9 protein-coding genes are annotated in these 14,941 nt (G+C 68.9%); 3 read left to right on the top strand and 6 right to left on the bottom strand.

Annotation, left to right across the window (positions count from 1 at the left end):
* Nucleotides 1-40 precede the first annotated feature (40 nt).
* From R5O87_RS21575 to nudC, 3 genes are all read right to left on the bottom strand, one after another.
* Nucleotides 41-631 (bottom strand): M48 metallopeptidase family protein, encoded by a 591-nt coding sequence (locus R5O87_RS21575; RefSeq protein ID WP_410553987.1) that lies wholly within the window; start codon nt 629-631, stop codon nt 41-43.
* The gene (locus R5O87_RS21570; RefSeq protein WP_410553986.1) at nt 631-2,763 is read right to left on the bottom strand and encodes an ATP-dependent DNA helicase UvrD2; all 2,133 of its coding nucleotides are present in this window, start codon (nt 2,761-2,763) and stop codon (nt 631-633) included. The genes R5O87_RS21575 and R5O87_RS21570 overlap by 1 nt, the downstream gene beginning before the upstream one ends.
* Before the next feature lie 84 nt (nt 2,764-2,847).
* Nucleotides 2,848-3,900 carry an NAD(+) diphosphatase gene (gene nudC, locus R5O87_RS21565; RefSeq protein WP_410553985.1) on the bottom strand — a complete coding sequence of 351 codons (1,053 nt, stop codon included), beginning with the start codon at nt 3,898-3,900 and terminating at the stop codon, nt 2,848-2,850.
* A 164-nt stretch (nt 3,901-4,064) separates the two neighbouring features.
* Between nudC and R5O87_RS21560 the strand changes: the two genes are divergently transcribed.
* Nucleotides 4,065-5,459, top strand: coding sequence for a phosphotransferase (locus R5O87_RS21560; protein WP_410553984.1), 1,395 nt, complete (start codon nt 4,065-4,067; stop codon nt 5,457-5,459).
* A 47-nt stretch (nt 5,460-5,506) separates the two neighbouring features.
* On the opposite strand, the gene R5O87_RS21555 is transcribed toward R5O87_RS21560, so the two are convergent.
* From R5O87_RS21555 to R5O87_RS21545, 3 genes are all read right to left on the bottom strand, one after another.
* Nucleotides 5,507-9,004, bottom strand: a complete 3,498-nt coding sequence (locus R5O87_RS21555) for an ATP-dependent helicase (RefSeq protein WP_410553983.1) — start codon at nt 9,002-9,004, stop codon at nt 5,507-5,509.
* On the bottom strand, nt 9,001-12,279 hold the full coding sequence (locus R5O87_RS21550) for an ATP-dependent helicase (protein WP_410554093.1): 3,279 nt from the start codon (nt 12,277-12,279) through the stop codon (nt 9,001-9,003). The genes R5O87_RS21555 and R5O87_RS21550 overlap by 4 nt, the downstream gene beginning before the upstream one ends.
* A 137-nt stretch (nt 12,280-12,416) precedes the next feature.
* A complete protein-coding gene (locus tag R5O87_RS21545) occupies nt 12,417-12,833 on the bottom strand; it encodes an MGMT family protein (protein WP_410553982.1) in 417 nt (138 codons plus the stop codon).
* 143 nt (nt 12,834-12,976) lie between these two features.
* Here R5O87_RS21545 and R5O87_RS21540 point away from each other — a divergent pair, with 143 nt between their 5' ends.
* A complete protein-coding gene (locus tag R5O87_RS21540; protein ID WP_410553981.1) occupies nt 12,977-13,687 on the top strand; it encodes a 3'-5' exonuclease in 711 nt (236 codons plus the stop codon).
* 302 nt (nt 13,688-13,989) lie between these two features.
* Nucleotides 13,990-14,940 carry an ABC transporter substrate-binding protein gene (locus tag R5O87_RS21535; RefSeq protein WP_410553980.1) on the top strand — a complete coding sequence of 317 codons (951 nt, stop codon included), beginning with the start codon at nt 13,990-13,992 and terminating at the stop codon, nt 14,938-14,940.
* Nucleotide 14,941 lies beyond the last annotated feature (1 nt).

The following is a 14,941-nucleotide window of genomic DNA, read 5'->3' as shown; positions in this document are numbered from 1 at the left end:
GGGCTTTTACAGGGCCGGTTCTGTTATAGGGCCGGTTCTGTTATAGGCCCGGTTCTGCGTCGCTGGCGGGGAGACCGCGCGAAGTGGCGAACGACACGCCCTCCAGGAAGGCCTTGGCCCGTTCCGTCTCGGGGTACGCCTCCAGCAGTTTCCAGAACGCCGCGTTGTGTCCGGCCACCAGCAGGTGCGCCAGCTCATGCAGCAGCACATAGTCGATGACCCACTGCGGCATGGGCCGGAGCTTGTCTGAGAGCCGGATGGACCCGTCGGCGGGCGTGGCGGAACCCCAGCGGGAATTTTGGTTGCTGACCCAGCGGACCGACATGGGGGCCGGCCTGCTGCCGAGGTACCTGGCCGAGAGCTGTGCAGCGTGCGCGGCCAGCGCCGCGTCCGAGGTAGGCCGCCGCCCCGCGCCGCTGGACCGCCTTTCCCCCTGGGTCCGCAGCTTCTCCAGCATCCGGTGAACCCAGTCCGCTTCCTGCGCCCTGCTGAAGTGGGCCGGGATGGCGACGACGGCGGTGCCGTTCTCCCAGAAGGCCGCGACCGTGCGGCGGCGGCGGGCGGAACGGCGGACCTCCACGGGAGCCCCGTCGTGCGTGGTCAATGGCATGGTCTCGAGTTTTCCGGGCATTACAGCGTGCTGCTTTCCGTCAGGACCGCGAGGACCGCCTCGCCGTACCGCTCCAGTTTGGACGGGCCAACGCCGGCCAGCCCGGCCAGTTCCTCGAGGGAGGACGGCCGTGCTTCGGCGATGGCCGTGAGGGTTGCATCGGTGAAAACCACGAAGGCGGGGACGTCGGCGGAATGCGCGACCTCCTTGCGCCATTCACGCAGGGCGTTGAACGTCTGTTCTTCGTAGCTGGGCGGGCATTGGCTGCACCGGCCAACCTTCCGCTCGGCTCCGCTGGCCAGCATGCTCCCGCACACCCGGCAGGATGCGGGGGCGGCCGCCTTGCGGCGCGGCGCGGTTCCCCTCCCCCGGGCGGCCGAGCTGGCCACCGAGTCCGGACGCAGCCCGTCGAGGAAGCGGGACGGTTTCCGGTTGGCGCGCCCGCCCGGAGTCCTGGCCGTGGACCAGGACAGGGCCAGGTGCTCGCGGGCACGCGTGATGCCGACGTACAGCAGCCGGCGCTCCTCGTCCACCGCGGCAGGATCGTCTGCGAAGGAGATGGGCATGAGCCCTTCGCTTAGCCCCACAAGGAAGACCGCGTCCCATTCCAGGCCCTTCGCCGCATGCAGGGACGCCAGCGTGACACCCTGGACGGTGGGGGCATGCTGGGCAACGGAGCGCTCCTGGAGCTCGTTGACAAAGTCAGCCAGGCCGAACTGCGGCCCGCGGTTCTGCGCCAGCTCGTCCGCCAGGGCCACCAGCGCGGCCAGGGATTCCCATCGTTCCCGCAGGGCGCCGCCGCTGTGCGGGGCGGTGTCCGTATAGCCAAGCGACGCGACGATGTCGCGCACCAGTTGCCCCAGCGGCTGGGGATCGGACTCGGCCACGGCACGGGTGGCTGCCCGGAGCTGAAGGATCGCATCGCGGACCTCCTTCCGCGCGAAGAACCGCTCGCCGCCGCGCAGCTGGTAGCCGATCCCGGCGGATGCCAGGGCCTGCTCGTAGGCCTCCGACTGGCCGTTGGTGCGGAAGAGGACAGCGATTTCACTCGCCTGCACGCCGTCGTCGAGGAGGGTGCGGATCTTGCCGGCGACCGTTGCTGCCTCGGCTTCGTCGTCCGTGCATTCCGTGAACTGAGGCTGGGGTCCCGGGTTCCGCTGGGCGACGAGCTTCAGCGGCGCAGCCCAGGCTGCGTCGGCTGCCGGGCCGCCGCTCCGGCGTGAGGCCAGCAGATCGTTGGCGAGCTTGACCACCTGAGGAGTGGACCGGTAGTCCCGGACCAGCTTGACCACGTTCGCGTCCGGGTACTGGGCCTTGAACCCGAGGAGGTGCTTCGGGGACGCTCCGGTGAACGAGTAAATGGTCTGGCTGGCATCACCCACGACGCACAGTTCATCGCGGCCGCCAAGCCAAAGCTCCAGGAGGCGCTGCTGCAGCGGGGAAACGTCCTGGTATTCGTCCACCACGAAGTGCCGGTACTGTTCCCGGACCGTCGCCGCCACCTTGGGGTCTTCCTGCAGGATGCCCACGGTAATCAGTAGGACGTCCTCGAAGTCAATGACGTTGCGGTCGGTCTTGACGTCCTCGTAAGCCTGGAACACCCGGGCCACTGCCGTGAGGTCAAAGCCGCCCGGAGCGCCCCGGTCATGTGCGTTTTCCAGGTAGTTGGCCGGGGTGAGCATGGACACCTTGGCCCACTCAATTTCCGACGCGAGGTCCCGGATGGAGGCACGGTCGGTGCTCAGCCGGAGCCGGCGGGCGGCCTCGGCGATCATCTGTGCCTTGTGGTCCAGCAGGTTGGGCAGCGCCCCGCCCACAGCCTGCGGCCAGAAAAACTGCAGCTGCCGCAGCGCGGCCGCGTGGAACGTCCTGGCCTGGACGTTTCCAACCCCGAGATCGCGCAGCCGGCTGCGCATCTCCGCTGCCGCGCGTGCCGTGAACGTGACCGCCAGCAGCCGCTGCGGGCTGTACACGCCCGAGTGCACCCCATAGGCAATCCTGTGGGTGATGGCGCGGGTCTTGCCGGTTCCCGCTCCGGCCAGCACGCAGAGCGGACCGGTCAGGGTGGTGGCCACCTCCCGCTGCTCCGCGTCGAGGCCGCCAAGGATCCGGTCCTCCAGGGAGGCGTTGCCATCAGGATTTTCTGTCGTCACTTCTTGCTGCTTGCTTTATGGGGATGGATGGGCTGCTCCGCCTTGGAGGCATTGGAGAAGATGGGTTGTGCCGGCCGTACAGGGTCAGTCGTCGGCCGGACGGTCCTGGATCACGCCGCCGTACCAGTGCTCGATGAGGGACCTGGCGATGGAAAGCCTGGTGGAGATGACGATTTCACCGCTGAGCACGGCCTCCTGGACTTCCTCCCGGCTGAACCAGCGCGCCCTGGTGACCTCGACGCCGTCGGGCTTTGCTTCTGTGTCGTCGGTGACGGCGGTAAAGCCGAGCATGAGGGAGGCCGGGAACGGCCACGACTGGGAGCCAAGGTACTGGCATGCCTTGACCCGCACGCCTACCTCTTCCTGGATTTCCCGGACGACGGCCTGTTCCAGGGATTCCCCGGGCTCGACGAATCCAGCCAGCGTGGAGTAGTTCTTGGCGTCCAGGGGTCCGCCGCCGCCCAGCAGGACACGGCCGTCCGGCCCAACCACCGTGACGATGATGGCCGGATCCGTGCGCGGGTAGTGTTCGGAGTCGTCAGCCGGGCACCGCCGGACCCAGCCGCCGGCTTCCACGTTGGTGACGGTGCCGCAACGGGGACAGTGGGTGTGGGTGGCATGCCAGTTGGCGATGGCACTGGCCTCAACGAACAGCGCGGTGTGCGTCGGATCCAGTTGCGCCGCGACGTCCCGGAAGCCTTCCCAGGTGGCTCCGGCGGGCAGGCCGGCCGCGCCGGGCTGCACCGGCTCCGGCAGGATGAAGAGCAGGACGCCGGTTCCTGCGGGCAGGTCCGCGGAGCCGAGGGCTGCGCCGAGATAGATGATGTGCGCCGGGCCGGTGGCCGACGTCTCAAGCCGGTCGAGCAGCGGTGCGGCCTCTGCCAGGACGAGCGCGTCCCCGTGGACCAGCGCCTGCCGGCCGGACAGGAGCATGGCCCTGGCGGTTCCGGCCGCCAGCAGGTCCGGAATGAGGCCTGGCCTCATCCGCTCAACCGACCCCCTGTTGACCATTGCGGGCCGGACCGGCAGCACGGTGTCAAAGAGATGGTTGGCCGGCAGTTCGCCTGCCGGGAGCTGATTTTCCGGGATGGCGCCCGCCGCTTGACCGACCGGCACAGCGGCCTCCGCATGACTCATGTATCCACCGTACTGACTCGCAGTGACAATTTACATTTCAGGAGGGCGCCGGCAGGCCCGGAAAGTGTGTGTTCCCTTCGCTCGCGGCAGCCATATTTAGGCGGATCTCGAGACTCGCCGTGACACATCATTGTCTTGGACGCCGCTCAATCTACCGTGGAACCGTGAGAAGAGAACCAATCGAACTGGCAGCTGTGGCCACCGCGGCAGTCCCCGGACTGAGCCCGACCGCCGTGAGCTCTGCCCCGGATGACCCGGCAGACTTTGATTCGGCTCTCCTTCTGGACGCCGAGGGCAAACGCTGGCGCGTCCGTTCACCCCGGCACGCGGAAGCCAGCACCAGGCTCGAGACCGAGTTCCTGGTGCTGCGCGCCTTCGCACCCGGAATCCGGGCCGAACTGCCGTTCCTCATGCCCACCGTGGCCGGCACCGTCCGGCAGCAGAACCTGACCACCTTCGTGTACTCCCACCTGCACGGCGCCACGCGCACGGTGGAGGAGCTGACGGCCGGGCCGCAGGAGCTGGCGAAGGAGATCGGCACGGCGCTGGCCGCCATTCACGATCTTCCCCGCGCTCTGGTCAGCAACGCCGACCTGCCCAGCTACACCCCCAACGAGTTTCGCCAGCGCAGGCTCAACGAACTGGACATGGCCGCGACCACAGGCAAGATCCCGGCCCTCCTGCTCCGCCGCTGGGAGCACGCCATGGAAGATGTCTCGCTGTGGCGGTTCAACCCCTGCGTGGTCCACGGCGACCTGCACGAGGACAACCTGCTGGTTGAGGACAACCGGGTCACGGCCGTCACCGGCTGGACGGATTTGCGCATCGGCGACCCCGCCGACGACCTCGCCTGGCTCGTGGCATCCAATGAGCACGAATTCGTCGACGCCGTGGTCAAGCACTACACCGCGAAGCGCCGGGACGCTCCGGACACCCACCTGCTGCGCCGCGCCGCACTCTCGGCGGAATTTGCCCTTGCCCAGTACCTCGTCAAGGGCATCGCGGCCGCCGACGCCGAGATGATCGCCGAGGCCGAGGCCATGCTTTCCACGCTGGCCGACGACATTGCCGAATACGGCGGCCAGCCCATCAGCGTGGAACCGCTGCCCCCGGCCAAGCCCGATACCCCGCCAACGGGCCAGGCACCGGCCGCGCCCGGCCTCGTCGACGCCCCGGCGGCCACCGACATTTCCGAGGCCATGCCGGCCGTCCACGTCACCCCTATCCCGGTTGACGTGAAGCCGCTCCCGGTCGAGGTGTCGCCCATCCCGGTCGGGGTGACGCCGATCCCGGCCGAAGGGGCGGACGGCCCTGAGGACGGTCGGGCCGACGGGGAGAACGCAGCCCAGCCGTCAGCCCAGGACACGCCGCAGAGCGCAGTGAAGGATGGCGCAGCCCAGGACGCCGCACGGGAGGATGGCGCACCGGAGGATGCCGGCGCATCTGACGATGCTAAAGCCGCCCGGACCAAGGACGGGGCGGATGCCCCGGCCCCGAAGCCTTCAGGCGCCGACACCTCCACCGTCGCCCTCACGGTGGTTGAGGCCAAGACAACCTAGCCCGCTGTGGCTCCTGGCCCGCTGTGCTTCCTGACCCGCTGTGCTTCCTAAACCGCGAGTGCGGCGGCCACGATCCCTTCGAGTTCGGCGCCTGACGCCAGGTCGTGCGGGCGCACCACATGGTTGTCCGCGACGTAGAAGAAGGCAGCCCGGACCTCCTCCAGCGGCACGCCCTTGAGCCGGGCCCAGGCCAGCCGGTAGACGGCAAGCTGGACGCTCTTGGTCTTCAGCTGCCCTGCGGACGGCCGGCGGCCGGTCTTCCAGTCCACTAGGTCCCAGCCGCCGTCGGCGTCCCGGAACACGGCGTCGATCCGGCCTCGCACCACGACGTCGCCGATCCGGGTTTCCACAGGGACCTCCACGTACGCCGGCGATCTGTGTGCCCACCGGGAGTCCTTGAAGGTTGCGACCATGTCGTCGAGACCGTAGGCCTCGTCGATGTGGTTGTCCGAGCCGGGCGCTTCGCCGAGATCCAGCATTCCGGCCATTCCGAAATACTCTTCCACCCAGGCATGGAAGGCGGTGCCCTTGCGCGCGGACATGCCGGGTTCCCGCGGGACGGGCCTTCTGAGCCGCTGCACCACGGCCTCGGCATCCTCCCCCAGGTCCACCAGGGTGGATGCCGAGATATGCCCGGGCAGATGCACGTCGCGGCTGCGTGCCCGCCTGGCGCGGCGTTCCAGCAGGAGGGCAGCCTCGCGTTCCCAGCCTGCCGCCTGGGGGCGGAGCCCCTGGCCTGCCGGGAGTCCGGGTACTCCGGCTTCGACGGCGGCGATCTCGGCGATCAGCCGTTCCGCGGCACGGTCCATGGCGGCCCGCCGTCCCGGAACCAGCCGGAGCCGGTTGCCGCTGCGGGGGTCCACAGGACCTTCCAGCGGATCATACGGCCAGGCCGCCACCTCCAGTTCCCGGGTCAGGGGACTTTCCTGCGGCAGGGATTCCTCATCCACGGAAGCAGCGTGGATTTCGGCAGTTTCCTGTTCGGCCAGGGGTGCCAGCTCGGCAAGGAACGGCGACATCTCCGCCATCCCGCCGCGCCCGCCGACCCACGCTCCGCTGGAAACCCAAAGCACATGCTTGGCGCGGGTGTATGCGACGTAGGCCAGCCTCCGCTCCTCAGCCTCGCCGTGGGCCTGGACGTCGCCCTTGAAGACCTTCTCGGCGTCGAGCCACCCCTTTTGGTCCGGCTGGTCCAGGTCCCACTGCGGAAGGTCGGCACGGTCGCCGCGGAGGGGCCAGGGCAAGGCCGCGGCACCGCTGCTCCACCTTGAGTCGCGGCTGCTGGGGAACGCGCCCGAGTTCAGGCCCGGCACGAACACGACGTCCCATTCGAGGCCCTTCGAGGCGTGCACCGTCAGCAACTGCACGGCCTCGTGGTTGACGTCGGCAGGCGGCACGTCCAGGCCTCCCTCCTCCGCTGCTGCCGCCTCCAGCCATGACAGGAAGGCCAGGACGTCCACACGGTGGGAGGTCTGCAGGAACCCGGCCGCGGCATCCTGGAACGCATCCAGGTTCCGCCGTGCCTGGTGGATGCTGAACCCGGGCCTCGCGGCAACCTCGATGTCCAGCAGCATGGCCCTTTCCACCTCGCCCAGCAGGGTGGTCAGGTCCTCCCCCATCAGTGTCCGGAGCTGCCGCAGCTCCGTGCCCAGGCGCTGCAGCCGCTCCCGGGCCGCCGGGGTCAGGCTGCGGCCGTGGGCGGACGTCCACCCCTCGTTGGGGAGCCAGTCCAGGGCCTCGACGAGGCTGGCGGCATCGGTGATGTCGCCCTCGATGACGACGTCGGCGGCTTCCGGATCCCCGCCGGCCGACGGATCGTCCGTTGCCGGGTTGCCGTTCGCGCCCGGCCCGTGGCCGTTGTCGACCGGGCCGCGGCGACGGGCCAGAAACGCGGACCAGTCCCGGAACGCCATGAGGTCGGCGGGGCCGATCCTCCACCGGGCACCGGCCAGGAGCCGCATCAGCGAATCCGACCGGCCCGGATCAGCCAGGACCCGCAGAGTGGACACCAGATCCACGATTTCGGGAGTGTCCAGCAGGCCTCCGAGGCCCACAATCTCGTACGGGATCCCTGTGGCCTCGAACTCCTTGCGGAGGCATTCCATCTGCGCGCGCCTGCGGCACAGTACGGCCATGGCAGGCTGGACGCGCGGTTCCGCGGAGGAGCCGTCGAAGTCAGTGGCCCGGAACTTCAGGAGATCCTTGGCGATCGCCGCCGCTTCGTCTTCATCGGTGGCAAAACGCCCAATCACCACCCGGCCCTGCACCGCGGCCGGACTCGGCTGCAGCGCAGGCACCTCCACGGCCGCGCCGGAGGACCGCTGCCCCGCCGGTCCGGCCTGCGCCGCGGCGGCGCTGAGCGGGGCGGAGATGAGGTTGGCGGCGGCCAGGATATTGCGGCCGTTCCGCCAGGCAGTCGTCAGGTACGAAACGGGGGCGGGACGCCGGGACGCCGTCCCCGGCTGGCCGTCCTCGGCGCAGACCGGAAACTCGTTGACAAAGTGGAACAGCTGGCCGGCCGACGCGCCGCGGAAGCCGTAGATGGACTGGTTCGGATCCCCGACGGCCGTGACGGCGTGCCCGTCCCCAAAGAGCCTGGAGAACAGCACCAGCTGGGCGTGTGAGGTGTCCTGGAATTCGTCCAGCAGCACCACCTTGTAGCGCTGGCGCTCCATCTCCGCGGCCAGGGGCACCTCCCTGGCAACGCGTGCTGCGAGCGCCACGAGGTCACCGAAGTCCAAGGCGCCGCGTGTCCTTTTGGCGTCCGCATACCGCCCCACGAGCTCGGCCACGCTGGCCCGTGTGCGGAGCATGGCACCGAGTTCGCCGGCGGCCTGGGTGGGGTTCTTCTTGGCCCCGGCCACATACGGCAGGGCCTCGAACTCGGCGAACCGCTGCATCAGCCAGCCCTGCACACTCTTCGGGTCCTGGAGGTGCTCCGCGCACTCCCCCGCGAGCTGGATGACGGCTTTGACGAGGGTGGACTTGGCCACCCTGAAATGCGAGTACTCGCCGTCGAACGCCTCAACCACCTCACTGGCCAGCTGCCAGGCCTGCGCCCCGCCCAGCAGCACGACGTCCCGCTCGATCCCGAGCCGCAGGCCGTAGTCGGAGACGATGCCGCTGGCAAACGAGTGGTAGGTGGAAACCTTGGGCTCCAGGGCGTCGGCGCTGAGCAGCGCCCCGGCAACGGCACCGCCAGAGTTGCCAGAGCCGCCAGTGGCGCCGGCATCACCGGTGGCCGCCCGCTGCAGCGCACTGAGCTTGGTGCGGATGCGGCTGGCCAGTTCACCGGCGGCCTTTCGGGTGAACGTGACACCCAGGACCTCCTCCGGCTTGACCCAGCCGTTCGCGACGAGCCAGACGACGCGGTCGGCCATGGTGGCCGTCTTGCCCGAGCCCGCGCCGGCGATGACCAGCCGGGGCGCCAGGGGCGAGGAGATGATCGCCGACTGTTCCGCCGTCGGCAGGTTTTTCTCCCCCAGCAGGACGGACAACTCTTCGGGACTGAACCTGGGCTCGGGCAGCTCTGCCGTCCGGCTCATTCGGTAACCTGCTTTCCCCGCGAACACAGCGGACATACCTCCGGCAGCCGGCAGCCGAGGCCGCCGTAGCCGGCCTTGGCGGGATCGTGCCTTGCCTCGAATTCGTGGCCGGACATCATGGCGGCTGCGCCGTTCACCATCTCGATCGCCCAGTTGTCCCCCGGGTCCAGCGGCTCCTGGTGCTGGATGCCCGGAGTCTTGGTGGTTGTGCCCAGCTGGGCGAGCACCGCGCCGCCGGGCTGCGCCCCGGCGTCGGAAGCCCCGGCGTCGCCAAAGCCGCCGGCCAGCACGGCCGCCTGGTACGCGCCCAGCTGCGGGTGCCTGCCCAGTTCGGCCTTGCCCGGCTGCCGTTTGCCCGTCTTGAGGTCAACGATCACCAGCCGCCCCTCGGCGTCGATCTCCAGCCGGTCCACCTGCCCGCGCAGCACCGCAGACCGCGGACCCTCATCGGACGGAACGTCGCCGCGAATAACGGCGGCTGGCTCGGGCAGGATCACTTCGAAGTCCTGCTCGACGCCCGCCAGCCGCCGGCCTTCGCTGCGCATGACCAGGACGTACTGCGCCAGCTTCCGGACCATGGCTTCGGCCCTGCGGAAGTCCAGTTTGCCCTCCCAGTTGTCCTTCATGCCCAGGGCCGGCCAGCGCCGGACAAGTTCGGCGAGGTATTCCGCGCCGCTGGCATCGGGAAGGTCCTGGGCGATGGCGTGCACCAGGGTGCCGAGGCTGCGGGCGAAATCCGTTGCCGCTTCACCTCCGGCGGCCTGGATGAACCAGTCCAGCGGTGATTTCTGCACCGACTCCACCTTGGACGGCGAAACGTAGACGGTGCCGCCCGGGGGCACAACCCGGTCCACTGACGTCAGCGGCGCAAGCCCCCACCAGGAGTCCGGATGGGCACCGGGAACAGGCGGCTCGGCCGTGGCAAGGCGGGCGAGCACACGCACCGCCTCATCCGCCTCGGCGGCAAGCCTGCCATCCAGCTGGGCGTACTGGCGGAGTTCCGCCACGAGCGCACGCAGCGTCAGCGGCCGTTCAACCGGCGTGTAACCGCGCCCCTCCTGGCCTGGCAGCAGCGGCGCCACGTAGTCCAGGAAGGAGGACGGCTGTTCATCCTCGGACGAAACGGCGGTGCACAGCAGCACCTCCCGGGCCCGGGACACCGCCGTCGAAAAGCTGCGGAGTTCGTCGTAGCGGATCTCCCGCAGCCGGCTGAGCGGGCCAAGCTGGAGCGCGTATTCAACGCCGTGTTCGACGGCATCCGCGAACAGTGTGCTGCCCAGCAGCTCGCCGCGGAGGCGGGTGTTGGGCCAGACGCCTTCCTGCAGGCCGGCGACGATGACGAACGGCCATTCCCGGCCCGCCGCGCTGGCGGGCGTCATGAGCTCCACGGCGTCGTCAACCTGCGCCCGCGCCGCCAGGGTGTCCATGGGCAGTTCCTGGTTCAGCAGGTACTCCAGGAATTGTTCCGGGCCGGATCCGGGCATCTGGTCCACGTAGCGCTCGGCGGTGTGGAACAGCGCCATCATGGCGTCCAGGTCCCGGTCCGCCCGCGCACCGACGAGTCCGCCGGCAAGGGCAGCGGCCGTCCACGCCGCTGCGAGCCCGGTGGAGTGCCAGAGGGCCCATAGCACGGTCTCGGCGTTGGACCCGGGTTCGCCAACTGCTTTCCGCCCGGCCTGGATCATCCGCGCCACTCTGCGCGCCGACCGGCCTTCGATGCCCAGCGTGCCCAGCGCGCCCGGCTCCAGGAGCGCTTCTACGAGCAGCGAATCGCTGGAGCGTCCGCCGCCGCCCAGCAGCTCCTCCCGGCGCAGCGACTGGCGGAGCCGGCGCAGCTCGAGGGACGTCGCCCCGCCGATCCGGGACGTCAGCAGCGACACGGCCGATTCGGGCGTGAGGACCGCGGGGTCCAGGGCCACCGCGTAGGCGTCGAGCAGCGGACGGACGGCCACCTCATCGCGTACCGCGGACTCAGCCACCGGAATCCGCACCGGAATCCCCTGCCCGGAGAGGTAGCGCTGCAGCTGGCCCAGCTGGCCGCCGTTCCGGACAATAACGGCGATGTCCTCGAGCGGACGCCCGTCCCTGAGATGTGCCTCGAGGATCCTTTGGGCGACGTACCGCAACTCATGGACGGCCGAGGGCAGAAGGTGTGCCTCCACGGCGCCCCCTGCCGGCCGGGCAGCAGCACCTGAAGCGGTGTCACCCGAAGCAGTAGTACCGGGTTCCCCCGCAACGTCAGCAGCACCGGCGCCAACCGGGTCCAGGCGGCGGGCGAGCTGGCCGCCGGACCGGAGGGAGATCCGGTCCGCGACCCCGAGCCAGGCCTGGGCCACGGCCGGCTGATGGCGGTGGGCGTGGGACAGCGGCTTCTCAAGGACTGTCCGTTCCCCGCCGCCCAGCAGGCCCGGGAGCTCGGCCACAAGATCCGGCCGCGCGCCACGGAACCCCTGCACCACCGTGTCCGGAGCTGACGTCACGTAGACATCCTTGCCGGCGGCCACGTCGGCCAGCAGTTCGAAGACCGCAGGGTTGGCCTCCTGGATGTCATCCACAAGCACCAGCTGGAGCCGGTCGCGTTCGGCCGCCAGGAAGTCCGGGAAATCCTGGAAGAGCTGGCGGGCCGCGGTGATGATGCCCGCGGGGTCGAAGGCCTCGGGCATGCGCAGATCCAGGACATCGCGGTACTCGGCATACAGCGCGGCAGCGGCAATCCAGTCCGGCCGTCCGCAGGCGTGGCCGAGGCCGGCGAGGTCCTCGGCGGTGCGGCCCGTCTCTGTAATCCGGTCGAAAAGCTGGCGTACCTCGTGCCGGAACCCGCGCGTGGGCAGGGCCGCCGTGAGGTCATCGGGCCAGGGCAGCCCAAGGCCTGGCAGGGCGTGGCCCTCCAGCAGTTCCTTGATGATGAGGTCCTGCTCGGGGCCGGAGAGGAGCCGCGGTGCCTTGGACAGCGGCAGGAGCCCCTCTGCCTTGGCACGGCGGATGAGGTTGAAGGCATACGCTGCCCAGGTGCGGGCCGGCGTGGTGCTCAGGCTGCGGTTCAGCCTGGCGGTGAACCGGTCACGGAGGGTGTCGGCCGCAAGCCGTCCGGGGGCGAGAATGAGGATCCGCTCGGGGTCCACCCCGTCCGCCTCAACCCGGCGGATGGCTGCCTCGATGAGCACCGTGGATTTTCCGGTGCCGGGCGCTCCGGGAACCAGCACAGGGCCGGATCCCTGGGGAACGCCGACGGCGGCGAGCTGGTCCGCCGTGAGGACCGGGACGCGGGAGTGCACCTGGCGCGGGGGCAGCAAACGGAGACCGGTGGGCGGGAACGGTGCGGCGGAGAAAGAGTTGCTGTGGTCCCGTTCCGAAGTGGGTGCGGCTGCCGGATGGACTGAAGCCGGGTCGGCGGTCTGATCGAGTGTTGCGGTCACACGGACATTCCATCATCCGGCACTGACAATGTTCGCAGCGACGCTTCCAGCCGCTCGGCAATCACGTCCAGGGCGTCGAAATCGGCGTCGGTCGGGGCCCACCGCGCGGCGGTCAGATCCACCCGCCACCGGCCCTCGCCCGTCCGCGCGTACCCGCGATAGTCGCCGCGCAGGGGCGTGGCCTCCTGCAGGTAGTGGCCGAGGGCCTCGGACTCATGCCCGTCGGGCGCCAGTCCGCTGGCCCGCAGCACCCGCCACCACGGAACGCCGCTGCCGTAATGGCTCAGCACGGACCCCACCTGGCGCGGCCCTCCGGCCCCAAGAAGTTCAGCGACGTCCCCGTAAGCCACGGCCGAGCCGGCCGGGATGAGGTCGACCACCGCCAAAACCGCCTCTACGTACTCCGCCCGCATATCCCCAGACTATCGGCCGGCACGCAGGACCAGCGGTCAGGGCGGACGCCGTGTGTGTCTTCCCACACGTGTCTTCCCGCACCATGCCGGACACGCGCAGGGCAAGCACCGTTACTGTCGGTGCCTCCGGGTAATTTGGAGCCATGAGCACTTGGAACACTCTCCCCCGGGCCGCGTTCGACCTCGAAACCACGGGCCGCAACTCACGCGCCGCCAGGATCGTGACGGCTTCGGTCACACTGGTGGACAGCTCCGGGAACGTGGTTCGGGAGCATGAGTGGCTGGCTGATCCGGGGGTTGAAATTCCGGCGGAGGCAAGCGATGTGCACGGGATCACCACCGAACACGCCCGCAGCCACGGCCGGCCTGCGGCCGAGGTCACCAGGGAAGTCGCTGCCGTGCTCCAGGGACTCTTCGACGACGGCGTTCCGGTGATCGCGTTCAACGCCAGCTACGACTTCACCGTCCTGGCCGCCGAATCTGCCCGCTACGGAGTGCCCCAGCTGAGCCGGTTTCCCGTCCTGGACCCCTACATCATGAACAAGCAGGTGGACCGGTACCGCAAGGGCAAGAGGACGCTGTCCGCCCTGTGCGAGGAGTACGGCGTGGATCTGGAAAACGCCCACACGTCTGCGGCAGACGCGCTCGCAACACTTCGGATGCTTGACGCCATGGCCGGCAAGTTCCCTAAACTGAACATGCCGGCCGGCCAGCTGCACCAGCTCCAGGTGGACTGGGCCGTCAGCCAGGCCGCCGACTTCCAGCAGTACCTCCGCAAGACCAAACCCGCCGCCGTCATCGAGGGTGACTGGCCGGTACTTCCTCCTGAGGATGCCAGCCGCGGCGGCTTCTGACCGGCGGCGCTCCTGGCTGGTGCGACGCATTTCACACAAACAGGGCCGCCCTGCCGGCAGCCCCACAGTGGCCTGCTGATTCTGTAACAGCAACTTCTCTCATTGGCATTGGCCCGCCAGAGGCAGCAATCCTGCATTATATTCGGCAAAAGCCGCACGGGCCCGTTCATTACGCCACCTAACGGCCACGTTAAGGGCAGGTGAGACAATTAAGTTTTGCGGGCGCGCCTCTGCACCACCGGATCCCGGCCAAAGACGGCTTGACTGCCCGCCCCCGTTTATCCCAATGAAAGTGATGCGTGATGAAAATCAAAGCCTTGAAGTGGCTGTCCACGGTTCCCGTGGCCGTAGTCATGGCCGTATCCCTGGCTGCCTGCGGTGGAGGCACCGCTGCTCCCAGTGGCTCGCCGACCGATGCCCTGGCCGGCAGCGACCAGCAGACGCTGGACAAGTACACCACCAAGGACGTCACCGCCCTGGACAAGATCGACAAGTCCAAGCTCGGCCTGATCACTCCGGGCGTGCTCAAGGTCGGCACCCTGTCCGACGCCCCGCCCAACATCTTCATCGACAAGGATGGAAACTTCACGGGCTATGACAACGAGCTCCTGAAGGCCATGGCGGCCAAGCTCGGCCTCAAGGTGGAGTTCGCGTCCACCAAGTTCCAGAGCCTCCTGGCCCAGGTGAAGAACAAGCAGTTCGACGCCGGATCCTCCTCCATCTCCACCACGGATGCCCGCCGCGAGACGGTGGCCTTCACCAACGGCTACGACTTCGGCTACATGGCGATCGTCACCAAGGACGACGCAAAGGTGAAGACCTTCGACGACCTGAAGCAGGGCGTGCGCATCGGCGTCGTCCAGGGCACCGTCCAGGACGACTTCGTCACCAACACGCTGAAGCTCGAGCCGGTCCGCTTCCCGGACTACAACACGGTCTACGCCAACGTGAAGAGCGGCCAGATCGACGCCTGGGTTGCCCCGTCGCAGCAGGCCGAGGGCCAGGTCAAGTCGGGCGACGGCACGAAGATCGCTGAGAAGAAGGTCAACACCCAGAACTTCACGGCATACGCCGTGGCCAAGGACAACCAGCCCCTCACCGATGCGCTCAACTCCGCGCTCGACGCCGTGATCGCCGACGGCACCTGGACCAAGCTCACCACCAAGTGGTACACGGACCGCCCGACCATCAAGGAGCAGACTCCTGAGGGCTGGAAGCCGGGCAGCAAGGCCGTCCAGGTCCCCACGAAGTAAC

Origin of the sequence: Arthrobacter globiformis, from assembly GCF_046536215.2 — a bacterium.
GTDB lineage: Bacteria > Actinomycetota > Actinomycetes > Actinomycetales > Micrococcaceae > Arthrobacter > Arthrobacter globiformis_E.
The sequence above is the reverse complement of the archived record's forward strand: the minus strand, read 5'-3'. Positions and strand labels throughout refer to the sequence as shown.

Coding starts and splice junctions, on each gene's coding strand:
- R5O87_RS21575 (WP_410553987.1), bottom strand. CDS start 631: ATGCCCGGAAAACTCGAGACCATGCCATTGACCACGCACGACGGGGCT.
- nudC (WP_410553985.1), bottom strand. CDS start 3,900: ATGAGTCATGCGGAGGCCGCTGTGCCGGTCGGTCAAGCGGCGGGCGCC.
- R5O87_RS21555 (WP_410553983.1), bottom strand. CDS start 9,004: ATGAGCCGGACGGCAGAGCTGCCCGAGCCCAGGTTCAGTCCCGAAGAG.
- R5O87_RS21545 (WP_410553982.1), bottom strand. CDS start 12,833: ATGCGGGCGGAGTACGTAGAGGCGGTTTTGGCGGTGGTCGACCTCATC.
- R5O87_RS21540 (WP_410553981.1), top strand. CDS start 12,977: ATGAGCACTTGGAACACTCTCCCCCGGGCCGCGTTCGACCTCGAAACC.
- R5O87_RS21535 (WP_410553980.1), top strand. CDS start 13,990: ATGAAAATCAAAGCCTTGAAGTGGCTGTCCACGGTTCCCGTGGCCGTA.